Raw genomic sequence first — 26610 nt, 5'->3', positions numbered from 1 at the left:
GTCTTCCTTCCCGCGCAGGGAGGGCGCGGTTTAGTCCTGAGTGTTCTCACTATAGGCACTGTCGCCGCGCATGCGAGGCCAGATTGCCTGCAGCTCGGTCTTCAGGAAGGTCAGCAGGTAGCGGGTGGCCATGGTCTGGTAGCGGTTGGGCATGGTCAGCATGTAGAGCTTGCTGCCGAACACGCTGATGCGATAGTCGGGCAGCAGCGGCACGAGCGTGCCGTCCGCCAGATCCTTGCCGACCGCGTAGAGCGGGAAGATGCCGATGCCAAGCCCGCTGACCACGGCATCCTTCAGGAACGCGAAGTTCTCCGAACTCAGCGTGGGCGCCAGCACCACCTGTTCGCGCGCCCCGGTGGCGTGGCGGATACCCGAAGCCTTCAGTTTCTGGCCAATCGGCGATGCGCAGACGATGGCATGGGCGCCAAGGTCGGCCAGCACCGCCGGCATCGGCCGGCCCGCCAGATAGGACGGCGCGCCGCAGACAATCCAGTCGACCGTGCCGATCTCGGTGGCCACGACCGAATCCGGCGGCGTCGAGATGATGCGAAGCGCCACCTCGACATCCTCGGACACGAGGTTGTGGATGCGGTTGTCGAACACCACGTCGAGTGTGATGTCGGGATAGCGTTGCTTGAACTGCACCAGCAGCGGCGACAGCATGGCGTGCCCCAGGCCGGTGGGTACCGACAGCCGCACATGGCCCTGCAGGCTCTTGCCCATGCTGCTGATCAGCGCATTGGCGGCCGCCACTTCGCCGAGGATGTTGCGGCCGTGCTCGTAGAGCCCAGCGCCGACGGGCGTGGGTTCCACGTGGCGCGTGGTCCGGCGCAGCAGTTGCACGCCCAGTTCCTCCTCCAGTGCCTTGAGGTGGTAGCTGACATTGGCGCGCGTCATCTTGAGCTTGCGCGCGGCGGCGCTGAGATTGCCCGCGTCGACGATATCGACGAACAGGCGCAGGGCGTTGAGATCCATGGCGAGACTGGCGCGGGAATGAAAAAGGGACCCGAAGGCCCCTCAGTTTGCCATGGCGGCAACGGCGCGCGTCCCGGCGCTGGCGTCAGTGCTCGTGATGCAGATACTTTGCCTGGCGTGGCAAGCGCAGGCTGACCAGGAATGCGATGACCATCATGGCGGTCACGTACCAGTAGAACGTGTCCTCCTGGCCCGCCTTTTTCAGGGCCAGCGCCACGTATTCGGCCGTACCGCCGAACAGCGCATTGGCGATGGCATAGGCCAGGCCCACGCCCAGCGCGCGCACTTCGGGCGGGAACATTTCGGCCTTCACGATGCCGCTGATCGACGTGTAGAAGCTGACGATGGCCAGGGCCACGCAGATCAGCAGGCCGGCCATTTCGGGGCTCGACACCGTCTTCAGCGCGGTCAGGATCGGTACCGTGGCAATGGCGCCGAGCGCACCGAACAGCATCATGTTGTGGCGGCGGCCGATGCGGTCGGACAGCGCGCCGAACAGCGGCTGCATGCACATGTAGAGAAACAGGCAGACCGTCATCACGTAGCTGGTGGTCTTGATCGGCAGGTGGGCCGTGTTGACCAGGAACTTCTGCATATACGTGGTGAACGTGTAGAAGATCAGCGAACCGCCGGCGGTATAACCGAGCACCGTGAAGAACGCGGCCTTGTGGTGCCGGAAGATCTCGCTCACCGTGCCGGCGCCCTTGCTGTTGCGCTGCTGCGCGGTGGTGGTCTCATGCAGCGTGCGGCGCAGCAACAGGGCCACCACGGCAGTGATGGCGCCCACCACGAACGGGATGCGCCAGCCGTAGGACTTCAGTTGGGCTTCGGTCAGCATTTGCTCCAGCAGCACGATGACCAGCACAGCCAGCAGCTGGCCGCCGATCAGCGTCACGTACTGGAACGACGAGAAGAAGCCGCGTCGGCCCTTGAGCGCCACTTCGCTCATGTACGTGGCGGTGGTGCCGTATTCGCCGCCGACCGACAGGCCCTGCAGCAGCCGTGCCACCAGCAGCAGCGCCGGCGCCCAGTTGCCGATGGTCTCGTAGGTGGGCAGACAGGCGATCAGCAGCGAGCCGAAGCACATCATGACCACCGAGATCAGCAGCGAATTCTTGCGGCCGTTACGGTCGGCGATACGGCCGAACAGCCAGCCGCCGATCGGTCGCATCAGGAAGCCCGCCGCGAACACACCGGCAGTATTCAGCAGTTGTGCCGTGGGGTCGCCTTTCGGGAAGAAGGCCGGCGCGAAATAGATCGCGCTGAAGGCGTAGATATAGAAGTCGAACCACTCCACGAGGTTGCCCGACGACGCAGCCACAATGGCAAAGACGCGCTTTCTGGTTTCTTCGGGGGACGGTGCCGTGCCGTTGACGGCGGAGGAGGCGATGTCTGTCATAGGACCTTCTGTTCTTGACTTGGCGGCGGGGGCGCCGCTGGGGGATACGGACCAGGAGAGCGAGGTACGACGTGGACCGGCAAAACCGCCAGCCGGCCTGGGGCGTCGCAAATCCGGGCCCGTGTGCCCGCCTAGCGTAGCGCGGAACGGCCTGCCTCCCAAGGGGGGCGGCTTTCGCAATCGCCCTGGCCCTGTTGCAAATGCCTTGCCACCAGCGGTTTTGCGCCGCATTGTCCGATGGGCTGGAAAGAGTTTTTACAAAGCGCGCCCTCCCGGCATGAAAATCCGGGCGGGTGGCCGTCGCCGCCGGGCAAACTTGCGTGGGCCGCACGGCTGCGCAATCATGCAGGGCGATGCTGAACGCCGCGCCTTTCGACCCCTTGTCCATGACCAATCCGCGTCTCCTGCCCTTCCTGCTGGCACCTTTGCTGTGGCTGCCCGCCGCGGGCGTACTTGCCGAGGGCGATCCCAACCTCGTGCAGTGCCAGCGCATCAACCAGGCGCAATTGCGGACGGCTTCCGAGGAGACGCTGCTGTTCCTGCGCTGCCGTGCGCGGCAGATTTCCTATGACGCCCCCCGGCTCAAGGGCGTGACGCAGAAATTCCGGGATGACCTCGTGTTTTCCTGCCTCGACCAGGCCGACGAGATCGAGCACCAGCTGCGAGTGGGCCATGGTTACACCCGGGAAAAGCTGGCCCGGAAGAAATGTGACTAATAGGGCCGGTTTGCTAATTGTCAAATTATCTTGACGGTTCTGTCCAAGTTGGCGTGGATTGTCAAAATCGATGGTCGGCGTACCATTGGCGGCCATTGTTGTCGTACCGACTCACCCGGAGACTGTCATGGCCCTCGACGCCGAATCCTTTTCCCTGCTGCGCGCCTCGGTGCAGCGTTTCATCGATGAGCGCCTGAAGCCGGCCGAAGATATCCTTGAGGAACTCGATGACGTGCCGGCCGACATCGTGGCCGACATGAAGGAGATGGGCCTGTTCGGCATCTCCATCCCGGAAAACTACGGTGGCATCGGCCTGTCGATGTCGCAGGAATGCGATGTGGTCTATGACCTCGGCCATACGGCCTTCGCGTTCCGCTCAGTCTTCGGCACCAACGTGGGCATCGGCTCGCAGGGCATCCTGATGGAGGGCACCGAGGAGCAGAAGCAGACCTACCTGCCCAAGATCGCCAGTGGCGAGCTGGTCATCTCCTTCGCGCTGACCGAGCCGAACGCCGGTTCGGACGCCGCATCGCTGCAGACGCGTGCCGAGCTCGATGGCGACCACTACGTCATCAACGGCACCAAGCGGTTCATCACCAACGCGCCGCGCGCCGGCGCCTTCACGCTGATGGCCCGCACGGGCGGCCAGGGCGCCTCGGGCATTTCGTCCTTCATCGTCCCGGCCGACACGCCGGGCATCTCGCTGGGCAAGCCCGACAAGAAGATGGGCCAGCGCGGCACCAAGACGTGCGACGTGGTGCTGGAAAACGTGCGCGTGCCGGCTGCCAACATCATCGGCGGCGTGCCGGGCGTGGGCTTCAAGACGGCCATGAAGGTGCTGGACCGTGGCCGCCTGCATATCTCCGCGCTGGCATGCGGCATGGCACATCGGCTAATTACCGATGCCGTCGCCTACGCGAAGGAGCGCAAGCAGTTCGGCAAGCCGATTGGCGACTTCCAGCTGATCCAGGCCATGCTGGCCGACAGCCAGGCCGAACTGTACGCCGGCCTGTCGATGGTGCGCGATTGCGCGCAACGCTACGACGCCAAGCCGGCCGGCCAGAGCGACCCCGAAGTCAGCATGCTGGCGTCCTGCACCAAGATGTTCTGTACCGAAATGGTGGGCCGCGTGGCCGATCGCGCCGTGCAGATCCACGGCGGCGCCGGTTATATCGCCGAATACAAGGCCGAGCGGTTCTACCGCGACGTGCGTCTGCTGCGCCTGTATGAAGGCACCACGCAGATCCAGCAACTGATCATCGCCAAGCAGCTGCTGCGCGACTGATCCGGCTGACAGCAGCGGACCGACCCGAGGGGATAGGAGACAGGATGAGCAAGATCCAGGTTGCGGCCCCACAGGGGGCGGCCGCTGCAGACCACGGCGCGGTGCACCGGCTCCGGGCCGTGGTGGCCACGTATCGCACCACGCTGCAGGCCTACACGCTGGTCGTGTCGGCAGACACGCTGATGGCATTGTCAACCGGCCCCGAGCCGGCACATTCGGCGCGCGACTATCGCGCCCAGGCGCATCTGGACCGCCTTCACCACGCGGTACGCGATTGCGGGCTGGCGCTGCCCAGTGCCATCGTCGTGGCGGTGGCCGGCGGCACCATGCGCTGCGAATGCGACCATCTGTATTCGCTGGACCTCGATCCGCGCGCGGGCGACAGCCTGATCGTGCTCGATGGCTACGACCGCCTGGTCGAACTGGCCGATAGCGGGCGCGGACATATCAAGACGCTGGTCACGGCGGTACTGTGCTCCAACGTGACGACGGCTGCCGAGGCTCCCATGCCTGCCACGGAAGCCGACTGTGCGCTGATGCACGTCTCGGCGGCCGCACGCTGGGCCGGCGCCACGCGCGTCTGGCAATAAGTCCAACAGTTAGCCGGGTGGTCGTCCCGGCAGGCGGCCCGGTAGTCATTCCGGCACTCAGCGCGTCACCTGCCGTCAGGCGCTGACGCCACCCGATGATCCCGGCTCAGGCCCAGACCGCGTCGACGTCGCGGAGCAGATGGCCCGCCAGGATGTAGTCGCCAAGGCGCGTTGCCTTGGCTTCCAGATCCAGCAGGTCGCGGTCGGCCAGCAGGCCAAGGTCGAACTGGCAGTACAGGTTGCGCTGCCGGAACGTGGTCTTGGGCCTCCCCAGCCCTGCTTGAAGGGCTTCAGGTGTGCGGACGGCGACACTTTCCTGTCCGCGGTATTGCACCTTGATGCCGCGCTTCTCGCCAAGCCGGCCGAGTTCGATGGCGTCCTGCCATCCCGTCTCATAGTCCAGCTCAAGCCCAAGCGCCTGCTCCGAGGCCAGAAGCCTGAGGGCTTCCGCCTTGCTGCCAGCTCGCACAATTGACATCCACACCTCAAGTCTCAAGAAAGACTGTATAAATATACAGTGTTCGGTCGCTTGTCTCAAGGGTTCGTGAGGCGCCAGCGGCGCACACGGCCCCCGCAGCCCACGGCTCGGGGGCTGCGGGGCTTGTGGAGTTCAGGGCTTGCTGGCGTCCGGCGACGCGGCGGCAGCCGGTGCCCCGGCCTCGGCAGGAATCGCCGTCGGCGCCGTCGTACTCGCGCCGAAATCGCCGGCGAATGCTTGCGTCAGCATGGCCGGGCCCAGGTAGCGGCGGATCGCGGCGTTGACGGCTGCGGGCGTGGCCGTGCGGATGCCTTCCTCGATGGCCGCCGTGTGCGCCATGGTCCGGCCCAGGTACGCCTGATTGGCCAGCGCGCCGGCCAATGCGCCGTCGCGCGTGCGGCTGACCATGCCCTGCTGCAACAGGCCGCTGGCCGCCTCGGCCACTTCGCTGGCCGTGACGCCGTCGCGGACGAAGCGCGCCATTTCTTCGTCGACGGCCTTGCGCAGGCGGGGCAGGTTCTGCGGGGCATAGGCCGCCCACAGCCCAAACCGGCCCGCGCGGTCGAGCGCGCCGACCGTCAGTGAACTGGACACCCCATAGCTGATGCCGTCAAGCTGGCGCAGGCGGTCGGCCAGACGGCTGCGCATGCCGGTGCCGCCGAACACGCGGCTCGCGATCAGCATCAGCGGGTAGTCGGGCGAGTCGCTGACCAGGTCCACCGGTTGCGACGCCAGGTAGACCGCATTGGCCTTGCCCGGCGTGTCGAGCGTGAAGTCGGTGGGGGGAATCGCCACGAACGGCCGGTCCACCCGCTTGAACGGTACCTGGGCGCGCCAGTCGCCGAACAGGAATGCAGCTTGCCGGATGGCGTCATCGGCATCGAAATCGCCAACGATCGCCAGCTGTGCATGCTCCGCGCCATAAAAGCGCGCATGGAAATCGCGCAGGTCCGCGACCGATACGGCGCGCAGGTCGGCCACGCTTTCGTCGAACGTTGGCGTGTAGCGCGGGTCGCCGGGGGGATATGGATTGCCGTGGCGCCCCAGGGCATTCGGCGCCAGTGCGTTGGGCTGCTTGCGCTGGCTTTCGATGCCGGCCACGCTGCTGGCCCGCAGTGTTTCCAGTTCATTGCCGGGGAAGGTTGGCATGCGCAGCACGGTGCGCAGCAGCGCCAGCAGGTCGGGCAGGTATTCGCGCCGCGTGTCGAAGCGTACGGTGACCCGTTCGTCGCTGCCCGATATCGACACGTTGGCTTTCAGCGCCTCGAAGCGGTCGGCGATCTGCTGCCGTGTGAACGCGCCGGCGCCGCGGTCGAGCATGGCGCCCGTCATGGACCCTACCGCGTTCTTGCCCTGCAGCGCCTGCAGGTTGCCGATGTGCAGGACCAGGGTGCCGTTGACTGCGCCGCCCCGCGTGGGCTTGGGCAGCAAGGCAAGCTGCATGCCGTTGGGCAGCGTCTGGCGCACGGTATGGGCGTCGATATTGGCCGGGGTTGGATCGAAGGCGGCCACGGCCTGCGCCGCCGGCTTGCCCGTGTAGTGCTGGGTCAGCGCGGCCAGGTCGGGCGCGGCGGGGATGGCGGCCAGCTGTGGCTTGTCTCCCGGCACGAATTCGCCCACCGTGCGGTTGGCCGGGCGGAAGTAGTTTTCGGCCACGCGCTGCACGTCGGCCCGGGTGGTGGTCTCCACGCGGTCGCGGTTGATGAAGAACAGCCGCCAGTCGCCCTTGGCAATGGCACCGGACAGCGCCACGCCGTAGGCGGCCGGATCGTTCAGCGTCTTCTCGTAGCCATTGCGCAGCCGCACCCGGGCGCGCTCCACTTCCTCGTCGGTGACAGGCTGCGTCGCGACGCCCTCCACCGTGGCGATCAGCGCATCGCGCACAGGCTCGATCGGACGATCCTTGCTGGTGCCCGCCGCAAACTGGATCACCCCCGGGTCCTTCATCGACGTGAAGAACGACCCCTGCCACGCGGCCTTGCGGGTGTCCACCAGGCTGCGCTCGAGCCGGCCACCCGGCGTGTCCGCCAGGATCACTGCCAGCATGTCCAGCGCGGTGATGTCGGGGTGCGCGCCCGGTGCCACGTGATACATCGCCGACACGATGCTGCTGTCGCCCGGACGCACCAGGGTCAGCTCGCGCGCGCCTTCCTGGGCCGGCTCGACCGTGTACTCGGACGGCAGCACGCGCGTCGGACGCGGAATCGCGCCAAAAGCCTGTTCGATCCGTGCAAGCGTGCGCGCCGGGTCGAACTGCCCCGTGACCACCAGCACGGCGTTGTCGGGCTGGTAGTAGCGGCGATAGAACGCCTGGAGGTTGTCGATGCCCACGCGCTCCACGTCGCTGCGCGCGCCGATCACCGCCTTGCTGTAGTTGTGCCAGCGGTAGGCGGCCGCGTACATCTGCTGCTGCAGCATACGCATGGGATTGTTCTCACCAATCTCCATTTCATTGCGCACCACGGTCATCTCGCTGTCCAGGTCCTTGCGCGCCACGAAGCTGTTGACCATGCGGTCGGCCTCCATGCGCAGGGCCCAGTCGAGGTTGTCCTCGCTGGCCGCGAAGGTCTCGAAGAAATTGGTACGGTCCTGGTTCGTGGTGCCGTTGTACTGCATGCCGCGCCGCGCGAATTCGGTCGGAATGGTCTTGCCCGGCAGCGACGGCGTGCCCTTGAACAGCAGATGTTCGAGCAGGTGCGCCATGCCCGTTTCGCCGTAGTTTTCATGGCGGCTGCCGACCAGATAGGTGATGTTGACCGTGGTGGTGGGCTGGGCGTCGTCCGGTGCCAGCAGGATGCGCAGTCCGTTGGGCAGCCGGTATTCGGTGATGCCTTCGACGGTCGTGACGGGTGTGGCGCGTGCCACCGGTGCGGCGGCCGGGGGCGCAGCCAGCGGACCCGTCCGCGCCGCGTGGACGACGGGGACGCTCAGGCCGCAGACGATGGCCATGGCAATGCCGGCGATTCGGGTCATGCCGGCAGCGGGACGACGACGGTTCATGCAGACTCCAGAGGCGGCATGCAGCGCCGCAGGTGAGCAGATTCTAGCCTCAGCGGCGTGCCGTGCAACGCGGCCGACCGCACTTTCAGAATCGGGCGCAAAGTGACGTCGCCCTTCCTTCAGAACGGCTTCAGGCGGATGTCCGATTCCAGCGCATTCAACCCGCCGCACTGGCGTAGGATGCATGCCATGGAACTCGATCCCGACACCTGCTACAAGGCCGTTGCATCACACGACCGCCGCTTCGACGGACGCTTCTTCGTAGGCGTGTCGTCCACGGGCGTGTATTGCCGGCCGATCTGCGCGGTGCGCACGCCGAAGCGCGAAAACTGCACGTTCTACGAGTCCGCGGCGGCCGCGGAAAAGCATGGCTTCCGGCCGTGCCTGCGCTGCCGGCCGGAACTGGCGCCGGGCCATGGGCTGGCAGATATCTCCGGACGGCTGGCGCAGGCCGCTGCCACGCTGATCGACGAGGGCTTCATGGCCGGTGCCGGCGTGGCGCAACTGGCCGCGCGCATCGGCGTGACCGAGCGCCATCTGCGCCGGCTGTTCGATGCCGAGTTCGGCGTGTCGGTGCATGAATATGCGCAGACGCAGAAGCTGCTGCTGGCCAAGCGCCTGCTGACCGATACCGTGCTGCCCGTGACCGAAGTGGCGCTGGCGGCCGGGTTTGGCAGCGTGCGCCGCTTCAATGATGTGCTCAAGGAACGGTATGGCCTGACGCCACTGGCGATGCGCAAGCGCGCGGCCGACGGCATGGCGGATCGCCTGGTTTTCGAACTCGGCTATCGTCCGCCGCTGGCCTGGGCCGAATGGCTCCAGTTCCTGGCCGTGCGGGCCGTTGACGGCATCGACCAATGCCACGCCGGCGTCTACACGCGCTCGATCGCCATCGACGCGGGCGGCCATCGGCACCTTGGCTGGGTGCGGCTGGAACACGTGCCGAAGCGAACGGTGGTGCGCGTGACGCTGTCCGGTTCGCTGGCGCACGTGATTCCGCAGGCGCTGGGCAAGGTGCGCCGCCTCTGCGATCTGGGCTGCCGGCCCGATATCGTTGATGCGCATCTGGGCGAGCTTGCTGCCGGCACGCCGGGCATGCGCCTGCCGGGCACGTTCGACGGGCTGGAAATTGCGGTGCGGGCCATCGTCGGACAGGTGATTTCAGTGGTCCAGGCGCGCCGTATCCTGGCGCGGCTGGTGCGCATCGCGGGCGAGCCGTTGCCGCCGCAGGCGCTGGCCGGCCTGGTGAATCCGGCCGATGCCACCGAGGCGGTGCCCGTGACCCACGCCTTCCCGACCCCCCAGGCGCTGGCCACGCTGCCCGATGCCGATTACCAGGCGGCCGGCGTGTCGGTGCCGAAGATCCGCGCGATCCGGGTCCTGGCAAGGCAAGTGGCGGCCGGGGAGATCCGCCTCGATCCGCACGCGGCACCTGAGGACACCGTGGCGCGGCTGTGCGCGATCGACGGGATCGGCGACTGGACGGCGCAGTACGTGGCCATGCGGGCGCTAGGCTGGCCCGATGCGTTTCCGGGTACCGACTACGCATTGCGCAAGGTGCTGGACGTCAGCACCGTGCGGGCGATGCAGGTCAGGACTGCGCAATGGGCGCCGTGGCGCGCCTATGCGGCGATCCACCTGTGGCATCGCTACGAGCAGATCAAGGACGCTGCGCAGACGCCGGGCACCGGCGCCGACCGCATCGACATCCAGGACAGCAACATCAAGGACAGCGAGGAAGCCGCAGCATGAACAGTTATCAGATCATCGACAGCCCGCTGGGCAATATCCTGCTGCGCGCGCAAGACGGCCTGCTGACAGGCGCGTTCTTCGCCGGGCAGAAGTACCACCCCGGCCAGGCCAGCGCCACGGCGCCGGCATCCGACGCCGACGCGCGCGTGCTGGCGCAGGCGGCGGAACAACTCGACGCCTACTTCGACGGCCGGCTGCACACGTTCACCGTGCCGATCCGGTTTTCCGGCAGTGCGTTCCAGCAACGGATCTGGCAAGCCCTGTGCGACATCGAATTTGGCGAAACTTCGACGTACGGACAACTGGGTGCCGGCCTTGGCCTGCCGCCGAGCCATTCACGTGCGGTGGGCGGGGCGGTGGGGCGCAATCCGCTGTCGGTCATCGTGCCGTGCCATCGCGTGCTGGGCGCGTCAGGGTCGCTGACCGGCTACGCCGGCGGGGTCGATCGCAAACGCGCGCTGCTGGGCCTGGAGGGCGTGCCGCAAGCGGCCGAGGTGGGCAATGGTCTGGGCGAGGCCGGCCACGCGCGGGCGGGCCAGGCTGTGTTGGCGCTCTATTGAACGGTGTCGCGGCTTTTCATCGCGATCGACATACCGGCCGCGCTGGCGCAAGCGCTGCTGCAAACCCTGCCGGTCCATCGCGATATCCGGCCCACGCCAGCCGCGCAGTTGCATCTGACGCTGCGCTTTCTGGGCGACTGCGATGCAGCGGTCACGACGGCCATCGCGCAGGGGCTGCGGGGCGTGGCCGTCGAGCCCATGGTGCTGCAGATCCTTGGCGTCGGGCGTTTTCGGGGCCGGCAGGGGTCGATCCTCTGGGCCGGGCTGGCCGAATCGGCGCCTTTGCAGGGTCTGGTCGATCAGATCAGCGCCGTGCTGGAAGCCCACGGCATCGCGCCCGATGCGCGTCGCTTCCGCCCGCATCTGACCCTGGCGCGCTGCCGTCCGGGCGTGCCAGAGCCGCTGCTGCGCGATTGGCTCGGCGCATTCCGCGACCTGGCGGCGCCGCCGTGGCACGTCGATCGTTTCCTGCTCTACGAGAGCTTTCTTGGCAAGGACGGCGCGCGGCATGTCGTGCGCGACACGTATCGGGCGGTCAGCCCAGGTTGCTGACGCCCAGCGCCACCCCCAGCCCGCATAGCGTGGTGCCGATGGCCCGGTCCAGCAGCCGCTGGCGCCGCAGCATGGCCGCGCGCAGTGCCGGCGAGCCGAAGCACCACGCGACGATCCCGAACCAGACCAGGTGCGCCAGCGACATGAACAGGCCGTAGCCGAACTGCGCCGCCAGCGGGGTATGGGGACTGACCACCTGCGTATAAGTGCTGACCACGAACAGCGTGGTCTTCGGGTTCAGCGCATTGGTCAGAAAGCCCATGCGGCATGCCGCTGCGCCGGAAATGGCTGGCGCGGCCGTGGTGTCCACCGTGATCGCCTTGCGATTGCACAGCGTCCGGATACCGATCCACACCAGATAGCCGGCGCCCAGCAGCTTGATGATCGACAGCACGCCATGGGCGTGGGCAATCAGCAGCGACACGCCGAACATCGTATAGGCCACATGCACCTGCACGCCCAGCGCGATACCCAGCGCGCACAGCAGGCCGGTGCGCCGGCCGAAAAGATAGCTGTTGCGGGTCACCATGGCGAAGTCCGGCCCAGGGCTGATCACGGCAAGGACGGTGATGGTGGCGACGGCGGCAAGTTCGGCAAGCGATGTCATTTCAGGTCAGTTTTCGTTGTGGATAGCGGCGGCCGGGGGACGCGTGGCAGGCACGATTCTGTCTCGCAGAAATGGGTACGCAAAGCGATTTATACTGGCGCAATTCCATGAGTAAAACTGACTGATCGCATGGCTTCGATGCACTGGCTGGGCTGGGTCCGCTTTTTCGAGGCGGCGGCGCGGCACCAGAATTTCGCCCGCGCGGCCGAAGAGCTGCACCTGACGCACGGCGCGATCAGCCGCCAGATCCGGCAGCTGGAAGACGCGCTGGGCGTGCCCCTGTTCGAGCGGCGCAACCGGGCGGTATTCCTGACCGAGGCCGGCCAGACGCTGCATGCGGCGGCCACGCAGTCGATGGATTTGCTGGCGGCGGCAGCCGAACGCATCCGTGCGCCGACGCCGGGCGCGGCGCTGGTGCTGTCGTGCGAGCCCACCATCGCCATGCGCTGGCTGATCCCCCGGCTCGGCCGCTTTTCGGCGGCCCATCCGGGCGTTCCGCTACACCTGATGACGGCCGGTGGCCCCGTGGACTTTGCCGCGCAAGGCATTGATGTTGCACTGCGGCGTAACGATTTTGCGTTCGATCCGCGCTGGCACACCCGCGAACTGGCGCCCGAGCGCGTTGGTCCGGTCTGCCGTCCGGATCAGGCGGCGTCGGGGCTGGCCGACGCGGTCCGGCTGCATACCCGTACGCGCCCCGATGCCTGGCAGCGATGGGCGCGCAGCGCCGGGGTGGCCCTGCCGGGCGCGCCCGACGGGCCCGGCAGCCAGCGCGACACCTGGTATGAACACTTCTACCTGAGCCTGCAGGCCGCCGCTGCCGGGTTGGGCTGGGCCGTGGCATCGGAATGGATGGCCGCCGACGAACTGGCCGATGGCCGGCTGACCGCGCCACAGGGATTCGTCCCCGACGGGTCCGCGTACTACCTGATATCGCCCGTGCCGTTTGCCAGGGACCCGCGCCGCGAGGCCCTGTTGCACTGGCTGCGTGCCGAGCTGGCGCGGGCGCCCGTGGGGCCAGCGGACGCGCCGGCCCGGCAATGAACAACGCTGCACCCACCGTGGGTTTGCGGCGCCGAAAGCGTAGCGGAAGCTACCCCACCGAAGTCGGTTCCTAAAGTTACGTCGTATTTTGCCGAAGGCCATGGCATATGCTTGCGCCGCTTGGGTGGCGCGCTTACCATGCGGCGGCTGGCGCGCCGCGCGCTGACAGATCCATTGCCCGCCCGCCCCGGCGATCCGCGGCGCAACCACTATTAGACGTAGCGTATTCCATGAGTCTTCAAGATCCCCGCGGGCCGCAGGCAGGCCAATCCTTGTCTCAGTTCGAGGGCGAGTCCGACGAGCGGGACGCTGCGCAGTCGGATGAACGCTACCGGCTGACGCACAGTTCGCAGATCGGCACGGTGCTGCGCGACATGGCGTGGCAGAAATGCCTGCTGAACGTGCGCTCGCGCAATGGCTCCGAGATCGTGACGTCGATCCTGCACGTCGATCCAGCCAACAAGACGTTCATTTTCGACTGGTGCCGCGCCGATGGCGAACGTCAGGCGTTGATGGGGTCGGACCAGAATGCCTTTTCCGGCCTGCTGCGCGGTGTACCGGTGAACTTCGTGGTGGGCACGCCCGGTGCCACGCGCTTCGAGGGCGGCCCGGCCTTTATCGCCGACTTCCCCGAAAAGCTCTATCACTTCCAGCGCCGCCGCCATTTCCGTGCGCGCACGCTGCTGACCAAGGGCTATCGCTGCGAGGTCGTGCTGCCGGCGTCGGCCGACAAGTCCACGCTGCAGCTCGATATCGCCGATCTTTCGCTGTCCGGCGTGGGCCTGCGTTCGCGCCAGGTGGGCGCCGACCAACTGCCGGTGGGCACGGTCATCAAGAAGTGCCGCCTCGATTTTGCCGAGCTGGGTCGCCTGGAGCTTGACATGCAGGTGGTTGGCCACTGGCTGGTCGGGTTTGACGACAACACCGTCCACCACTACGGCTGCGCGTTCCTGAATCCGGACGGCCGCATGGAAAACTTCCTGCAGCGCCTGGTGTTCCAGCTGGAACTGGCGCACCGGGGCTGAGCCCCGGCGGGTTCGTCAGCTTCCGACCAGCTTGCCGATTGCGGCTGCCGCCTCGCGCATGGGGCCGAGCAGCCGCGCGATCATCTCGGATTCCGACACCTTGTTGGCCTTCACGCTCACGCTGATGGCCGCCACCACCATGCCCGTCTGGGCGCGCACCGGCACGGCAATCGCCCGCAGGCCCGGTTCCAGTTCCTCGTCGATCAGCACATAGTCCAGTTCGCGCGCGCGCTGGAACGCCGCTTCCAGCTCCGGCCGCGACACCTTGGTCAGCAGCGTGCGCGGGCGCAGCTCGGCATGTTCGAAGAACGCTTCGAGCACGGCGTCGGGCTGGTGGGCCAGCAGCAGGCGGCCCGTGGACGTGCAATAGGCCGGCAAGCGGCTGCCCATGCCCAGCGCGTGGGTCAGCACGCGATGCACCTCGGAGCGCACCAGGTACAGGATGTCGATGCCGTCCAGGATGGCCAGCGCCGACGTCTCGTGGACGCGCGCGCTCAGCGTGTCGAGGATGGGCTGCGCCGACGACACCAGCGAGGTCGACGAAAAATAGGCATGTCCCAGGTGCAGCACGCGCGGCCGCAGCGCAAAGTGCCCGTCCTGCTGGCTCACGTATCCCAGTTGCTCCAGCGTATAGAGACAGCGCCGCACCGAGGCGCGCGACAGTTGCGTGCGCTGGGCCACTTGCGAGATCGTCAGCGGCCGCTTGCGCTCGGAGAAGGCCTCCAGCACCGTCAGGCCGCGCGCCAGCGACAGCATGAAGTTCGGATCCCCGGCAAAGCTGTTGAGAATATCGGCCGGCGGATGGGCGGCGCGGACGGTGTCGGCCTGGGCTGGCTTGAGATGGATGGGATGGGGGGCGTCCATGGCGGGGGCGATGCGCTGTTCGATAATCGCGCATCTTAACGCTCCGGCACGTAGATTGCCGAATTTCGGACAAAAAAATGTCGCCGATTGGAGCGGCGACCGGGGAAGGGGGTGTCAAGAGGACGGGGGTCCCACCGACATCGTCGAGTATAGAGAACCGCACAGAGACATTACATACAACTAAGGTGGGGGTTCGGTACGCCGCACTTTGTGGCACGGTCTGCGGCGCAGTCGCCATGCGTGCGGCCCCGCTCCACGGCTGGCTACGGCTTGCCCAGGAACAGGTAGAACGCGTAGTGGCCGCCGGCCGCCCGCCCGTAGGCGAGGTAAAGCGGGCCGATCGGGCTGTCCACGCCCAGGAACAGCGACCCCGATTTCAGCGCCCCGGTGGGGCTGCCCGCGACCAGCGGCGCGCCGACCCGCCCAATTTCCGCCGACGCCCCGGCGTAGACGCCTTCCAGCAGCGTCTGCTTGACGAGCTTGTTGTAGTAGACCAGCCGGGCGAACTGGATATTGCCGCCGATCAGCTGCCCCGTGCTGTAGCCGGACTGCTGCAGGAAGCCGCCCCACTGGAACAGGTCGTAGCGGGGCAGCCCCGGGCCGCCGATATTGCTGCCGGCGCGGATGCCCAGGTTCACCGTGCTGCTGCCAAACGAATACGCGCCGGTCGCCGTCAGCTCGCCCTTCGTGTAGGTATCGGTGGCGCCCATGCTGGCCTGCGACGAGAACACGTTGATCGATCCGCCATAGCCAAAACGCGGAAAGTTGATGCTGTCCAGCTGATCGAACAGCAGCCGGCCCGTGATGGCCCGCCGCTGCACGTCGCTGCCGGCGGCCGGCGCCAGCGATTCCGGGCCGGTGGACAGCGACACGTTCTGATGCCCGATCACCACGCCCAGCCGGGCTTCGCCGTACTTGGTGAACTGGCTGCCCACATCGAACGCGAAATCGGTGCGGCGCAGGTCGTACTCGGCGATCTTGCTGTCGCCGCTGAACACGTTGACCGGCCGCCGTTCCAGTTCGATGCGCGGCGCCACGAAGAACAGCTGGCGCGTATCGAGCGGCTGGTAGAACTCGCTGACCAGGCTCGATGTCTGCCCCACCTGCACGTCGTTGCGCCATTCGGCGCCGAGCGAATTGAGCCAGGTGCGGCGATAGCTGGCCAGCAGGTTGAAGAAGGCGTTGCCACGGAAGTCCGAACTCAGGCCCAGCCCGAAGCGCAGGTAGTCGGGACCGTAGCTCTTTTCGACGGCATCCACGTTCAGCACCCGCTTGCCCGGTTCCTCCAGGAAGCGGTAGTTCACATGCTCGAAATCGCCGGTGCCGAACAGGCGCCGCATGTCGCGGTCCAGCGTGGCCTGTGTGATCGGCTCGCCGGGCCGGGTTTCCATGGTGGCGGCCGCAAAGGCGGGGTTGACGCGATCCAGCGGGGCGAAGCGGATCTCGTCGACCGGGCGCAGGTCGGGCGGCGGCAGGGCGCGCTGCGCGACGCGCAGGGCGGCGTATTTGTCTTCCGGCAGCGACAGCGCCGACAGCCGGTCGGCCACGCGCTGGGCGGCCGCTTCGCCGATGGGGATGGTCTTGGGCAGGTGGTTGAAGTCGCCCGCCGAGAAATCGCCCAGGGCCGGTTCGATCAGGATGTCGGCCGGCTTCAGCGACGCCAGCGACGTGCGCACGTTCTGCTCGGTCAGGATATTGAGCATCTGCCCGGTCACGCCGATCAGCGAGGTCAGTTCCTCGCGCTTCATCAGCGGCGTGCCCAGGTTCACGGCGATGACGATGTCGGCGCCCATGGCGCGGGCCACGTCCACGGGCAGGTTATCGGTGAGCCCGCCATCGACCAGCAGCTTGCCTTCGTACTCGGTGGGCGCCACCGCGCCGGGCACCGACATGCTGGCGCGCATGACATTGGCCAGTTCGCCCTCGCTGAAGACCACCGGCGTGCCGGCCACCAGATCGGTGGCCACGGCGCGGTAGGGAATCGGCAGCGAGTCGAAATCGCGATAGCCAGGCGCATTGGCCAGCTGGCGCAGCACGGTTTCGAGCTGCACGCCCGATACGGCCCCCTTCGGCAGCAGCAGGCCGTCCGACCGTACCCCGATCTCGGGCGTCACCAGGTTGGTGTGATCCTCGATCTTGCGCCGGATGGCCAGGTCCTGGCGCGGCGGCCGTTCCTTGAACAGCGCATCGGTCGACAGGCCGCCGACGAGCTTTTCCATATCGGCGGTGCTCATCCCCGTGGCGTATGCGCCGCCGACCAGCGATCCCATGCTGGTACCGGCGATGCAGTCCACCGGCACGCGTAGCGACTCCAGCACCTTCAGCACCCCGATATGCGCCGCCCCGCGTGCCCCGCCGCCGGACAGCACCAGGCAGATGCGGGGCCGCCCGTCCGGATGTGGCGGCAGCGCGGGGCGGGTGACAGGTTGGTCGGGCGTGGCGGGAGTCAGTACCGGCGGGGCGGTGGGGGCCGGATTGGGCGGCGGCAATAGCGCGCGGCCCGCGTCGGCCGCGATGGCGGCGGCGCAGGCCAGCATGGCCGCCAGGCCTGCGGCGGACCGATGCAATGCGGAAATGACGCGCGTGGCAGTGACCATGGCAATAGGCAGTCCGCCGTGTACCGGTTCGGCGCACCACACTATCAGCAGCGCCCAGCCCGGCACAGCCTTGTCGAAACAATTCAATATCGCCCCGGTTTCCTGCATATCAGGGATTGCCTCGGCGTGCATTGGACCAAAGACCCTGATCGGGCGGGCGTCATATACTGGCGCGGTTCTGTTCTTCCAATGTCTTGCCGTGTCCGCCGCCGAATCTGCCACCGATTCCTTCCCGCCGCCCGACGATCCCAAGCCGCTGCCGCCCGAGCGCCCCGGCGACAACGAGTGCTGCCAGAGCGGCTGCGATCCGTGCGTGTTCGACTTCTACAACGATGAGATGGACCGCTACCGGCAGGAACTGAAGGCTTGGGAAGCGCGCCAGGTCGGGCGCGTCAAGGTGGATCGGTGAGCCACGCCGCATACCGCGACGACGGGGACGACGGCGGCGCGGCGCTGCGCGACTTTGTCGAACGCCATCCGCGGCTTTTCGTGCTGACGGGCGCCGGTATCAGCACCGATTCGGGCATTCCGGGCTACCGCGACGAACAGGGGCGTTGGCAGCGTTCGGCGCCGATGACGATCACGGCGTTCCTGAGCGGGCACCCGGCGCGCCAGCGTTACTGGGCCCGCAGCATGGTGGGCTGGCCCGTGGCGGACGCCGCGCAGCCGAATGTCAGCCACCGGGTGGTGGCGCGTCTGGGCGATGCCGGGCGCGTGGCGGGACTGGTCACCCAGAACGTGGACGGCCTGCACCAGCGCGCGGGCAGCCGCGATGTGACCGAACTGCACGGCAGCATTGGCCACGTCGTGTGCCTGTCGTGCGCGACCCGGTATCGGCGTGCCGATATCCAACGCTGGCTGTGGCTGCACAATCCCGATTTCCGCGATGTATCGGCGCTGCCGGCGGCCGATGGCGACGCGCATCTGGAGTCGCCGCTGTTCGACAATTTCGCGGTGCCGGACTGCGAGCGTTGCGGCGGGGTGCTCAAGCCGGACGTGGTGTTCTTCGGCGAATCGGTGCCGCGCGACCGCGTGGACGCGGGCCGCCAGGCGCTGGATATGGCCGATGGCATGCTGGTGATCGGTTCGTCGCTGACGGTGTTCTCGGGCTACCGCTTCTGCCTGTGGGCCGTCGAGCGCGGACTGCCGATCGCGGCGCTGAACCTGGGCACCACGCGGGCCGATCCGCTGCTGGCCTGCAAGATTTCCGCCCCGATCGGGCCGGCCCTGGCCGCGCTGGCAGCGTCGCTGGGGCTCGAAGCCGATTGACCTCGCGCGCCGGCACGGCTAGCATCTGACCGTTGCCGGCGCACTTGCGCTGCCCTTGCTGCTGCAAGGCTGACCCCCCGATCTACCGATCACCCCATGACGCCCCGAGCCATCGCCACCATCGCTGTTGCTGCCGCTGCCGCCGAACCGTGCGGCCTGCCAGCGCGCGAGCGCGGTCTGCTTGGTGCCGGTCCTGTCGCGCCTCCCCCGTTCGCGCCGCCCATGGCGCCTCCGACGGCGCCCCCTCGCGGCTGATTTCCGCCGCTTTTTGTCCCCGGCTTTCCTGATGGATCACGTGCCGACGCCTGCCGCGTCAGCACGCGCCGGGGCCTGCGTGGTTTCGACAGGACCCAATCATGACTTTCCAGAAAGATGCCGTGGCGGCAGGGGCTGCCACGCAAACGCGTGCGCGCCTGCTGGCCGCACATGGCGCCACCCCGCTGTTCGTGCTGCTGTGGAGCGGCGGCGCGATCTTCAGCCGCTGGGGCCTGGCGCACGCCTCGCCCTTTGCCTTCCTGACGCTGCGCTTCGTGATCGCGCTTGGCGTGCTCGCGTCGATCGGGGTGCTGCGGCGCCGCCTGCTGCCGGCCGCCGGTACCCGTGGCCGCGTCGCGCTGGCGGGCGCGCTGATGATCGGCGGCTATTCGGTCTGCTACCTGCTGGCGCTGGATTCCGGCATGACGCCGGGCGTGCTGGCCACGGTGCTGGGCGTGCAGCCGATCCTGACGCTGCTGTGGTGGGAGCGGCGCGTGTCGCCGGTGCGGCTGGCCGGACTGGTGCTGGCGCTGGGCGGGCTGGTCACGATCGTGGCCGACAGCCTGCTGGCGGCGCGGCTGTCGGCCGGCGGCTGGGTTTGCGCACTGGGTGCGCTGGCCTGCATGACAAGCGGCGCCGTCTGGCAGAAGGGTGTGAAGCAGGCGCCGATGGAGGTGCTGCCGCTGCAATACACCGTGGCGCTGCTGATGTGCCTGGCCTGCCTGCCGTTCCAGCCGTTCCGGTTCGAAGCGGTGTCCGGCTTCTTCGTGCCGCTGCTATGGATGGGGATCGTGATCTCGGTGGTGGCCACGCTGCTGTTCTACCGGCTGATCCAGCGCGGCAATCTCGTCAACGTCACCAGCCTGTTCTATCTGGTGCCGGCGGCCACCGTGCTGCTGGACTACCTGTTCCTCGGCAATCGTCCCGCGCCGCTGGCGCTGGTCGGCATGGTGGCGATACCGGTGGGCCTGGCGCTGGTGTTCCGGCCCGCGCGCTAGCGCGGGAATGGCGCCGGATCAGCGCAGATCGACCTTCACGCTGATGCCGCCGGGCGTCACGGTAATGGCGCCCGGCTGCACATCCTTGCCGTTGAAACGTAGTTCCTCGGGCTTGAACGTGTAGAGCGGATAGTCCTTGAGCAGCTGTTCGGCCACCACGGCGCCGATGGCGTTGAGCTGCTGCGTGTACTGGCTCATGCCCTGCACCTGCACGTCCTGCACGGTGGGATTGTCCAGCAGCACGGCGCGGCGCGTGGGGTCGTACTTCACACCGCTGTTCAGCGACATCGTGCCGTTGACCGGCGGCGCCGGCAGGATCGTGTTGGACATGACCGCGTCCATCTGCGTGGTCACGCGGTTGGTGGCCTGGTCGAGCACCAGGCGTGGATTCGACAACTGGACGCTGACCAGCTCGCCATAGCGCAGGGTGGTCGGAAACTTCTTGTCCACGGCGCTCTGCAGTTCGGCCTTGGTGAAGGTGTACTCGCCGGTCCAGACGTTGTAGCCGGCGTGGGCCGTGCCAAGTGCCGTGGCGGCGAGGGCCATGGCCAGGAATCGTCGCATGTGGCGAACGGGGCGCGAAGGCTGGGCGGTCAGGGGCATGGATGCGGAATGGTCTGTCGATAGCCGGTGTGACCCGGCCATCGGGATGATCGTTCCGGATTGTGCCTCATGCGCCGCCTCTGCTTCAGTAGTGCGGCGGGATCTCGTGTTGGGGGTTGCCTTCCGCGCCCGAAGCTGCGGCGGCGCGCACCTGCTGATAGAGCGCACGGAACTGGGCCTGCAGCAGGTCCAGCTGCTGCTGCTGGCGGGCAACGGTCAGGTTGAGCGTCTCGATCAGGTCTTCCTGGAAGGCAACCTTGATTTCGAGATCGGTCAGGCGGGATTCCATCAGCGATTCTCCGGTTGGGTGCGGCATTGTAGGGGATGCTACGACCTTGCCCAGCCGGAGTCCGATGGATCAGCGGCGCGCCGCCGTTATTCCTTGGGCGCGACCAGCACCATCCACGTGATGCCGAACTTGTCGGCCACCATGCCGAAGCGCTCGCTGAAGAACGTGGGCGCGGCCGGCATCACCACGTGGCCGCCCTGCGACAGTGCGCCGATGGTCTTGTCCACCTCGGCCGCGCTGGCCACCGTGATCGACAGCGCAAAGCCCTTGAACTCGGCCTGGCCCTTGTTCTCGCCGTCGGACCCCATGATCGTGGTATCGCCAATCTGCAGGGCCATGTGCATGACCTTGTCGCCGCTGACGGCGGCCGGGCCGCAGCCAGGGCCCGCGTCGGGCGGGGCATCCTTGAAACGCATCAAGCCTTCCACCTTGGCACCGATGGCGGTCTTGTAGAACTCGGCCGCTTCCTCTGCGCGACCATCGAAAAACAGGTACGACTGGACTTTCGAAGACATCGACATCTCCTGCTGGGTTGGGCCCGGCAGCCCCGGGCGTTGTGCGGAAGCGGCGCTTGTGTACGCCGTCCACAATAGACTAGACGACGGTCTGTACGATGTCCACATTTATTTTCGGCCGCCGCGCGTTTGGCGCTGACGCCGTGCCATGTCACAATTCAAGGCTACGAGTTTCGGGCGCCGGACCGGCTCGCCGCACGGCCTGATCGTGCGGGGGCGCCCCAAGAGCCGACAAATTCACCTGGTTTTCTGGCGATGACTACCATCCTGCAGCACATTCCTTCCGGCCAGCGCGTCGGTATCGCATTCTCGGGCGGCCTGGACACCAGCGCCGCGCTCCTCTGGATGCGTCAGAAGGGCGCCATTCCCTACGCCTACACCGCCAACCTGGGCCAGCCGGACGAGCCGGACTACGACGACATTCCGCGCCGTGCCATGGCCTACGGCGCCGAAGCCGCCCGCCTGGTGGACTGCCGCGCCCAACTGGTGGCCGAAGGCATTGCCGCGCTGCAGTGCGGTGCGTTCCACATCTCCACCGCCGGCGTGACGTACTTCAACACCACGCCGATCGGCCGTGCCGTGACCGGCACGATGCTGGTGGCCGCGATGAAGGAAGACGGCGTCAACATCTGGGGCGACGGCAGCACGTTCAAGGGCAACGACATCGAGCGTTTCTACCGCTACGGCCTGCTGACCAACCCGGGCCTGCAGATCTACAAGCCGTGGCTGGACCAGCAGTTCATCGACGAACTGGGCGGCCGGGCCGAAATGTCGGAATTCATGCGCCAGCACGGCCATGCGTACAAGATGTCGGCCGAAAAAGCCTACTCGACCGATTCGAACATGCTCGGCGCCACGCACGAGGCCAAGGATCTGGAGCACCTGGATTCGGGTATCCGCATCGTCCAGCCGATCATGGGCGTGCAGTTCTGGCGCGACGAAGTGGAAGTGAAGCGCGAGGAAGTGACCGTGCGCTTCGAGGAAGGCCAGCCGGTGGCGCTGAACGGCAAGACGTTCGCCAATGCCGTGGACCTGTTCATGGAAGCCAATGCCATCGGCGGCCGCCACGGCCTGGGCATGAGCGACCAGATCGAGAACCGCATCATCGAGGCCAAGAGCCGCGGCATCTATGAAGCCCCGGGCCTGGCGCTGCTGTTCATCGCCTACGAGCGCCTGATCACCGGCATCCACAACGAAGACACCATCGAGCAGTACCGCGACAACGGCCGCCGCCTGGGTCGTCTGCTGTACCAGGGCCGCTGGTTCGACCCGCAAGCCATCATGCTGCGCGAAACCGCACAACGCTGGGTGGCAGGCGCCGTCACCGGCGAAGTGACCATCGAACTGCGTCGCGGCAACGACTACTCGATCCTGAACACCACCTCGCCGAACCTGACGTACAAGCCCGAGCGCCTGACGATGGAAAAGGGCGAGTCGATGTTCACGCCGCTGGACCGTATCGGCCAGCTGACGATGCGTACGCTCGACATCGTCGACACGCGCGAGAAGCTCCAGACGTATGCCAAGACCGGCCTGCTGTCGTCGCAGACCAGCGCCGCGCTGCCCAAGCTCGAAGACTGAGCCTCCGCCGCGGCCGCAACGGCACGCGGAAACAGAAAACCGGCACGCGCAATCGTGCCGGTTTTTTTATGGCTCAGAACAGTTGCGCGTCATCGATGGCTGCCGCCATGGCCGCGTAGCCCTGGTCGCCCGGGTGCAGGTGATCACCGCTGTCGAACGCCGGCAGCAGGCGTTCGGGGTGGGCCGGATCGCGCACGGCAGCGTCGAAATCGGCTACCGCGTCGAACGTGCCGCTGGTGCGGATCCAGTGATTCACGCGCTGGCGCAGGGCCTCTTTCTCCGGCGAGAAATAACCCTGGATCGGGCTGCCATCGAGCGCGCCCGCAAAGGGCGTGATGGTGGCGCCGATCACGCGCACGCCGCTTGCGCGGGCCTGCGCGGCCAGCTTGCGGTACCCGCCGGCGAGGTCGTCCACGGTCGGCAGCTTGCGGTCTGGTGCAAAGGTCGAGCCGGGCCAGGCGATATCGTTGATGCCCAGGGCCACCACGACGCTGCGCACCTGCGGCACGGCCAGCACGTCATGCCCGAAACGGGCAAGGCCCGATTCGCCCATGCCGTCGCGCAGCAACTGGCCGCCCGAAATGCCGGCATTGAGGACGGCGGCGCGCTGGTGCGCCAGCCGGTTCGCCAGCTGGTCGGGCCAGCGGCGGTCGGCATCCGGTGTCGCACCATTGCCTTCGGTGATGGAATCGCCGATGGCCACGACGGTGGGACGCGGCGCCGGCGTTTCGACTTCGATGGCGGCCAGAAGGATGCGTGCCTGGAACGTGCGTGCCTCGCGCATCGCCGGCTGGCCCGCCGGTCTGGCCAGATCGACCTGACTGACCTGATCGACCTGATTGCCCGGCGCGATGTATGCCGTCTGTCGGCCATCCCAATGGAACGATCCCAACGTCGTGGACCGGGGCAGGTAGAGGCTGACGGTCACGGTATCCAGCGCCGGCGCGTCGAGGTCCACCGCATCGCTCGTCACCCTGCCGCCGGCCGGCACGGACACCGCGGCGCGGCCCGCGAATGTGACCGGGCGCCCGAGGCGGGCCGCCATGCCATACATGCCCGCCGCTTCAACGTGGACGGCCTGCCGGCCATACCGGTTCGACAGCACCAGCCGCACGCGTCGGCCGCCCGCGCTGATGCGCACGCGCTGCACGACCGTGGCGTCGTGGATCGCTTCGGGCAAGCCCGTGGGCAGCGGCTGGGCGCCTGGGGCCCAGACCGGCTGCTGGCTGGCCATCCAGGTGGTGGCCCAGGTGGCGGCGTGGGCGGCGTCGGCCGGGGCCTGCCCGGCCAGTCCCGCACCGGAAAGCAGGCTGCCGGACATCGCCATCGCACGAATCCATGATGTTGAGAACATCGTTGACTCCTGAAGTAAGGGAGAGGCCAATGTCACTCATTCCGATCCTTGCAGGTAGCTGGCAGAATGGCATATCACTCATGCCAATTCAGAATGAGCTGTCATGGATACCCTCAAGGCAATGCGCGTCTTCGCACGGGCAATGGAACTGGGCAGCCTGTCGGCGGTGGCGCGCGAACTCGGCACATCGCAACCCACCGTCAGCAAGACCGTGGCCGCGCTGGAGGCAGACCTCGGCGTCCGCCTGATGGAGCGCACGACCACGCGGCTGACCCCCACCGAAGCGGGCCGCCGGTTCTACGCGCAGGCGCTGACCGTACTCGACGCCTATGGCGAAGCCGTGGGCGAGGCGCGCGGCCTGGCCGACCATCCATCCGGCCGGATCATCGTCAGCGCGCCGGTCAGCCTGGGCGTGCTGCGGCTGAACGCGCTGGTGCTGGAATTCCTGCAGGCCTTTCCCGATGTCGATGTCGATCTGCGCTTCGACGACCGCTTTGTCGATCTGGTTGAGGCCGGCGTCGATGTGGCGCTGCGCCTCGGTGCGTCGCTGCCGCCCAACGTGGTGGCGCGTCGCATCGCCGTATCGCCACGCATGCTTGTGGCCGCGCCCGGCTATCTGGCAGATCATCCGCCGCTGCGGCAGCCGGCCGACCTGGTCGGCCATCGGTTGCTGCGCTTCACGTGGCTGGCGGCTGGCGAAGACATCGTGCTGACCGATGCACGTGGCCGCGCCGCCAGTGTGGAGGCGACGTGCCGCTATCGCGTCAACAACTCGCTGGCCATGCGCGAGAGCTTTCTGGCCGGCGCCGGGCTGGGCTTGACGCCGGCCTGGCTGGTGCAGGACCTGCTGGACCGTGGCGATCTGGTGCCCGTGCTGCCCGGCTGGCATGGCCCGCCGCAGGAGGCGTTCCTGGTCTATCCGTCGCGCCGATACCAGCCGGCCCGCACGCGCGCCTTGCTGGCGTTCCTGACCGAGCGTCTGCCGGCGCTGCCCGGTTTTACCCCGGCCGATACATAGCAGACAAGCGAGCCGGCGCTGCAAGCCGCGCCGCAACGCGGCACAATGCGCGATGCCGGCCCGGATGGATCTCAGGGCCGCTTGCCTTTTCTGCTTCGGCTTCGCTAATCGGGGAACCTCGTCATGCCAGATTTCACCATGCAGTACCGCCGCCTGGGCGTCAGCAACCTGAACGTATCCACCCTGTGCCTTGGCACGATGATGTTCGGCGACCAGACCGATGAAGCCGAGGCCGGCCGCATCGTTGCCAGCGCCCGCGCGCACGGCGTCAACTTCATCGATACGGCCGACGTGTACACCAAGGGCGCGTCCGAATCGATGGTGGGCCGCCTGCTGCAAGGGCAGCGGCACGACTGGGTGCTGGCCACCAAGCTCGGCAATGCGATGGGCAGCGGGCCGAACCAGCAGAATTACTCGCGCAGCTGGATCCTGCGCGAGGTGGAAGACAGCCTGCGCCGGCTGGATACCGACTTCATCGACATCCTCTACCTGCATCGCGACTTCGCCGGCGCCAACCTGGAAGAGCCGGTACGCGCGATGGGCGACCTGATACGCGCCGGCAAGATCCGCTACTGGGCGGTGTCCAACTTCCGCGGCTGGCGCATTGCCGAGGTTGCCGCGCTGTGCGACAAGCTGGGCGTGCCGCGTCCGGTCGCATGCCAGCCGTACTACAACCTGCTGAACCGCATGCCCGAAGTGGAAATCCTGCCGGCGTGCCAGCATTTCGGCCTGGGCGTGGTGCCCTACAGCCCGATCGCGCGCGGCGTGCTGACGGGCAAGTACCTGCCAGGCCAGGCGCCCCAGGCGGACACGCGCGCCGGCCGGGCGGACCGCCGCATGATGGAAACCGAATTCCGCGAAGCGTCGCTGGTCATCGCGCAGACGCTGAAGGCGCATGCCGAAGGCCGCGGCCTGACGCCGGGCCAGTTCGCCACCGCCTGGGTGCTGGCCAATCCGATCATCAGCTCGGTCATCGCCGGCCCGCGCACGCTGGCGCAGTTCGAGGACTACTTTGGTGCAGTGGGGGCGGCCATTTCGCCGCAGGAAGAGGCGATGATCGACGACCTCGTGCCGCGCGGCCATGCATCCACCCATGGCTACAACGACCCGAACTATCCGTTCGGCGGACGTCCTGTCACTGCCGCCTGAACGTCCCGGTCATGGCGTAAAAACGACAAAGGCAGCCGGCATTGCGCTCCTGAAATACACGGGGGTGTGATGCCCAAGCTGCCTGTTGCGCGCCGCGCACGCCGGTGCGTTTGAATACGTGCGGTTGCCAACTTC

General features: G+C 67.3%; 25 protein-coding genes. 14 read left to right on the top strand and 11 right to left on the bottom strand.

Translation table 11 applies throughout. The features are described 5' to 3' along the window. Window positions 1-30: 30 nt before the first annotated feature. Window positions 31-975 (bottom strand): LysR family transcriptional regulator, encoded by a 945-nt coding sequence (locus AC3FJ6_RS24505; protein ID WP_488774094.1) that lies wholly within the window; start codon window positions 973-975, stop codon window positions 31-33. Window positions 976-1060: 85 nt separating this feature from the next. Further along, complete coding sequence (locus AC3FJ6_RS24500) at window positions 1061-2374, bottom strand: MFS family transporter (protein WP_153948642.1); 1314 nt, start codon at window positions 2372-2374, stop codon at window positions 1061-1063. Between the two features lie 386 nt (window positions 2375-2760). Here AC3FJ6_RS24500 and AC3FJ6_RS24495 point away from each other — a divergent pair, with 386 nt between their 5' ends. From AC3FJ6_RS24495 to AC3FJ6_RS24485, 3 genes are all read left to right on the top strand, one after another. Then, window positions 2761-3090 (top strand): hypothetical protein, encoded by a 330-nt coding sequence (locus AC3FJ6_RS24495; RefSeq protein WP_488774093.1) that lies wholly within the window; start codon window positions 2761-2763, stop codon window positions 3088-3090. A gap of 127 nt (window positions 3091-3217) precedes the next feature. Then, on the top strand, window positions 3218-4375 hold the full coding sequence (locus AC3FJ6_RS24490; RefSeq protein WP_488774092.1) for an acyl-CoA dehydrogenase family protein: 1158 nt from the start codon (window positions 3218-3220) through the stop codon (window positions 4373-4375). Window positions 4376-4419: 44 nt separating this feature from the next. Further along, a complete protein-coding gene (locus AC3FJ6_RS24485; protein ID WP_488774091.1) occupies window positions 4420-4965 on the top strand; it encodes a hypothetical protein in 546 nt (181 codons plus the stop codon). Window positions 4966-5071: 106 nt separating this feature from the next. Here the strand turns inward: AC3FJ6_RS24485 and AC3FJ6_RS24480 are convergent, their stop codons facing one another. Both AC3FJ6_RS24480 and AC3FJ6_RS24475 read right to left on the bottom strand, forming a co-directional pair. Then, on the bottom strand, window positions 5072-5443 hold the full coding sequence (locus tag AC3FJ6_RS24480; RefSeq protein ID WP_153948640.1) for a PHA-granule associated protein 4: 372 nt from the start codon (window positions 5441-5443) through the stop codon (window positions 5072-5074). 132 nt (window positions 5444-5575) lie between these two features. After that, the gene (locus AC3FJ6_RS24475) at window positions 5576-8443 is read right to left on the bottom strand and encodes a M16 family metallopeptidase (protein WP_488774090.1); all 2868 of its coding nucleotides are present in this window, start codon (window positions 8441-8443) and stop codon (window positions 5576-5578) included. Window positions 8444-8632: 189 nt separating this feature from the next. Here AC3FJ6_RS24475 and AC3FJ6_RS24470 point away from each other — a divergent pair, with 189 nt between their 5' ends. From AC3FJ6_RS24470 to thpR, 3 genes are read left to right on the top strand one after another with little or no spacing between them, the layout of a single operon-like run. Further along, window positions 8633-10195 (top strand): DNA-3-methyladenine glycosylase 2 family protein, encoded by a 1563-nt coding sequence (locus AC3FJ6_RS24470; protein ID WP_488774089.1) that lies wholly within the window; start codon window positions 8633-8635, stop codon window positions 10193-10195. Then, the gene (locus AC3FJ6_RS24465; RefSeq protein ID WP_488774088.1) at window positions 10192-10755 is read left to right on the top strand and encodes a methylated-DNA--[protein]-cysteine S-methyltransferase; all 564 of its coding nucleotides are present in this window, start codon (window positions 10192-10194) and stop codon (window positions 10753-10755) included. Before AC3FJ6_RS24470 ends, AC3FJ6_RS24465 begins: the two co-directional genes overlap by 4 nt. 3 nt (window positions 10756-10758) lie before the next feature. Beyond that, window positions 10759-11307, top strand: coding sequence for an RNA 2',3'-cyclic phosphodiesterase (gene thpR / locus AC3FJ6_RS24460; RefSeq protein WP_488774087.1), 549 nt, complete (start codon window positions 10759-10761; stop codon window positions 11305-11307). Here the strand turns inward: thpR and AC3FJ6_RS24455 are convergent. Then, the gene (locus AC3FJ6_RS24455) at window positions 11291-11914 is read right to left on the bottom strand and encodes a LysE family translocator (RefSeq protein ID WP_488774086.1); all 624 of its coding nucleotides are present in this window, start codon (window positions 11912-11914) and stop codon (window positions 11291-11293) included. The two genes, thpR and AC3FJ6_RS24455, sit on opposite strands and share 17 nt — an antisense overlap. Window positions 11915-12052: 138 nt before the next feature. Between AC3FJ6_RS24455 and AC3FJ6_RS24450 the strand changes: the two genes are divergently transcribed. Further along, window positions 12053-12958 carry a LysR substrate-binding domain-containing protein gene (locus AC3FJ6_RS24450; RefSeq protein ID WP_488774160.1) on the top strand — a complete coding sequence of 302 codons (906 nt, stop codon included), beginning with the start codon at window positions 12053-12055 and terminating at the stop codon, window positions 12956-12958. A 230-nt stretch (window positions 12959-13188) separates the two neighbouring features. Further along, window positions 13189-13983 carry a flagellar brake protein gene (locus tag AC3FJ6_RS24445; protein ID WP_153948635.1) on the top strand — a complete coding sequence of 265 codons (795 nt, stop codon included), beginning with the start codon at window positions 13189-13191 and terminating at the stop codon, window positions 13981-13983. A 15-nt stretch (window positions 13984-13998) separates the two neighbouring features. On the opposite strand, the gene AC3FJ6_RS24440 is transcribed toward AC3FJ6_RS24445, so the two are convergent. Further along, window positions 13999-14847: an IclR family transcriptional regulator domain-containing protein gene (locus AC3FJ6_RS24440; RefSeq protein ID WP_488774085.1), complete on the bottom strand. Its 849-nt coding sequence runs from the start codon at window positions 14845-14847 to the stop codon at window positions 13999-14001. A gap of 263 nt (window positions 14848-15110) precedes the next feature. After that, on the bottom strand, window positions 15111-17444 hold the full coding sequence (locus AC3FJ6_RS24435; RefSeq protein ID WP_488774084.1) for a patatin-like phospholipase family protein: 2334 nt from the start codon (window positions 17442-17444) through the stop codon (window positions 15111-15113). Between the two features lie 199 nt (window positions 17445-17643). Here AC3FJ6_RS24435 and AC3FJ6_RS24430 point away from each other — a divergent pair, with 199 nt between their 5' ends. The 3 genes from AC3FJ6_RS24430 to AC3FJ6_RS24420 all read left to right on the top strand — a co-directional run bounded on the left by AC3FJ6_RS24430 (window position 17644) and on the right by AC3FJ6_RS24420 (window position 19966). After that, entirely contained in the window at window positions 17644-17853 is a 210-nt protein-coding gene (locus AC3FJ6_RS24430) for an oxidoreductase-like domain-containing protein (protein ID WP_488774083.1), read from the top strand. Then, entirely contained in the window at window positions 17850-18713 is an 864-nt protein-coding gene (locus AC3FJ6_RS24425; RefSeq protein WP_488774082.1) for an NAD-dependent protein deacetylase, read from the top strand. The genes AC3FJ6_RS24430 and AC3FJ6_RS24425 overlap by 4 nt, the downstream gene beginning before the upstream one ends. Window positions 18714-19069: 356 nt before the next feature. Next, window positions 19070-19966: a DMT family transporter gene (locus tag AC3FJ6_RS24420; protein WP_488774081.1), complete on the top strand. Its 897-nt coding sequence runs from the start codon at window positions 19070-19072 to the stop codon at window positions 19964-19966. An 18-nt stretch (window positions 19967-19984) separates the two neighbouring features. On the opposite strand, the gene AC3FJ6_RS24415 is transcribed toward AC3FJ6_RS24420, so the two are convergent. The 3 genes from AC3FJ6_RS24415 to AC3FJ6_RS24405 all read right to left on the bottom strand — a co-directional run bounded on the left by AC3FJ6_RS24415 (window position 19985) and on the right by AC3FJ6_RS24405 (window position 21373). Next, window positions 19985-20512 carry a DUF1439 domain-containing protein gene (locus tag AC3FJ6_RS24415; protein ID WP_488774080.1) on the bottom strand — a complete coding sequence of 176 codons (528 nt, stop codon included), beginning with the start codon at window positions 20510-20512 and terminating at the stop codon, window positions 19985-19987. A gap of 142 nt (window positions 20513-20654) precedes the next feature. Further along, window positions 20655-20858, bottom strand: a complete 204-nt coding sequence (locus tag AC3FJ6_RS24410) for a SlyX family protein (RefSeq protein ID WP_488774079.1) — start codon at window positions 20856-20858, stop codon at window positions 20655-20657. Between the two features lie 86 nt (window positions 20859-20944). Continuing rightward, window positions 20945-21373, bottom strand: coding sequence for a VOC family protein (locus tag AC3FJ6_RS24405; RefSeq protein ID WP_400396000.1), 429 nt, complete (start codon window positions 21371-21373; stop codon window positions 20945-20947). A 255-nt stretch (window positions 21374-21628) separates the two neighbouring features. On the opposite strand from AC3FJ6_RS24405, the gene argG reads away from it, so the two are divergent. After that, a complete protein-coding gene (gene argG, locus AC3FJ6_RS24400) occupies window positions 21629-22954 on the top strand; it encodes an argininosuccinate synthase (RefSeq protein WP_153948628.1) in 1326 nt (441 codons plus the stop codon). Between the two features lie 73 nt (window positions 22955-23027). Here argG and AC3FJ6_RS24395 read toward each other — a convergent pair whose 3' ends face one another. Further along, entirely contained in the window at window positions 23028-24308 is a 1281-nt protein-coding gene (locus AC3FJ6_RS24395; RefSeq protein ID WP_488774078.1) for an SGNH/GDSL hydrolase family protein, read from the bottom strand. A gap of 103 nt (window positions 24309-24411) precedes the next feature. Between AC3FJ6_RS24395 and AC3FJ6_RS24390 the strand changes: the two genes are divergently transcribed. Then, on the top strand, window positions 24412-25326 hold the full coding sequence (locus AC3FJ6_RS24390) for a LysR family transcriptional regulator (RefSeq protein ID WP_488774077.1): 915 nt from the start codon (window positions 24412-24414) through the stop codon (window positions 25324-25326). 123 nt (window positions 25327-25449) lie between these two features. Further along, on the top strand, window positions 25450-26475 hold the full coding sequence (locus tag AC3FJ6_RS24385; protein ID WP_488774076.1) for an aldo/keto reductase: 1026 nt from the start codon (window positions 25450-25452) through the stop codon (window positions 26473-26475). Window positions 26476-26610: the final 135 nt, after the last annotated feature.

Source organism: Cupriavidus sp. 94F1 (assembly GCF_057798875.1).
This window is presented reverse-complemented; position numbering and strand designations above follow the sequence as displayed.

Coding starts and splice junctions, on each gene's coding strand:
- AC3FJ6_RS24505 (WP_488774094.1), bottom strand. CDS start 975: ATGGATCTCAACGCCCTGCGCCTGTTCGTCGATATCGTCGACGCGGGC.
- AC3FJ6_RS24500 (WP_153948642.1), bottom strand. CDS start 2,374: ATGACAGACATCGCCTCCTCCGCCGTCAACGGCACGGCACCGTCCCCC.
- AC3FJ6_RS24495 (WP_488774093.1), top strand. CDS start 2,761: ATGACCAATCCGCGTCTCCTGCCCTTCCTGCTGGCACCTTTGCTGTGG.
- AC3FJ6_RS24490 (WP_488774092.1), top strand. CDS start 3,218: ATGGCCCTCGACGCCGAATCCTTTTCCCTGCTGCGCGCCTCGGTGCAG.
- AC3FJ6_RS24485 (WP_488774091.1), top strand. CDS start 4,420: ATGAGCAAGATCCAGGTTGCGGCCCCACAGGGGGCGGCCGCTGCAGAC.
- AC3FJ6_RS24480 (WP_153948640.1), bottom strand. CDS start 5,443: ATGTCAATTGTGCGAGCTGGCAGCAAGGCGGAAGCCCTCAGGCTTCTG.
- AC3FJ6_RS24475 (WP_488774090.1), bottom strand. CDS start 8,443: ATGAACCGTCGTCGTCCCGCTGCCGGCATGACCCGAATCGCCGGCATT.
- AC3FJ6_RS24470 (WP_488774089.1), top strand. CDS start 8,633: ATGGAACTCGATCCCGACACCTGCTACAAGGCCGTTGCATCACACGAC.
- AC3FJ6_RS24465 (WP_488774088.1), top strand. CDS start 10,192: ATGAACAGTTATCAGATCATCGACAGCCCGCTGGGCAATATCCTGCTG.
- AC3FJ6_RS24455 (WP_488774086.1), bottom strand. CDS start 11,914: ATGACATCGCTTGCCGAACTTGCCGCCGTCGCCACCATCACCGTCCTT.
- AC3FJ6_RS24450 (WP_488774160.1), top strand. CDS start 12,053: ATGCACTGGCTGGGCTGGGTCCGCTTTTTCGAGGCGGCGGCGCGGCAC.
- AC3FJ6_RS24445 (WP_153948635.1), top strand. CDS start 13,189: ATGAGTCTTCAAGATCCCCGCGGGCCGCAGGCAGGCCAATCCTTGTCT.
- AC3FJ6_RS24440 (WP_488774085.1), bottom strand. CDS start 14,847: ATGGACGCCCCCCATCCCATCCATCTCAAGCCAGCCCAGGCCGACACC.
- AC3FJ6_RS24435 (WP_488774084.1), bottom strand. CDS start 17,444: ATGGTCACTGCCACGCGCGTCATTTCCGCATTGCATCGGTCCGCCGCA.
- AC3FJ6_RS24420 (WP_488774081.1), top strand. CDS start 19,070: ATGACTTTCCAGAAAGATGCCGTGGCGGCAGGGGCTGCCACGCAAACG.
- AC3FJ6_RS24415 (WP_488774080.1), bottom strand. CDS start 20,512: ATGGCCCTCGCCGCCACGGCACTTGGCACGGCCCACGCCGGCTACAAC.
- AC3FJ6_RS24410 (WP_488774079.1), bottom strand. CDS start 20,858: ATGGAATCCCGCCTGACCGATCTCGAAATCAAGGTTGCCTTCCAGGAA.
- AC3FJ6_RS24405 (WP_400396000.1), bottom strand. CDS start 21,373: ATGTCTTCGAAAGTCCAGTCGTACCTGTTTTTCGATGGTCGCGCAGAG.
- argG (WP_153948628.1), top strand. CDS start 21,629: ATGACTACCATCCTGCAGCACATTCCTTCCGGCCAGCGCGTCGGTATC.
- AC3FJ6_RS24395 (WP_488774078.1), bottom strand. CDS start 24,308: ATGTTCTCAACATCATGGATTCGTGCGATGGCGATGTCCGGCAGCCTG.
- AC3FJ6_RS24390 (WP_488774077.1), top strand. CDS start 24,412: ATGGATACCCTCAAGGCAATGCGCGTCTTCGCACGGGCAATGGAACTG.
- AC3FJ6_RS24385 (WP_488774076.1), top strand. CDS start 25,450: ATGCCAGATTTCACCATGCAGTACCGCCGCCTGGGCGTCAGCAACCTG.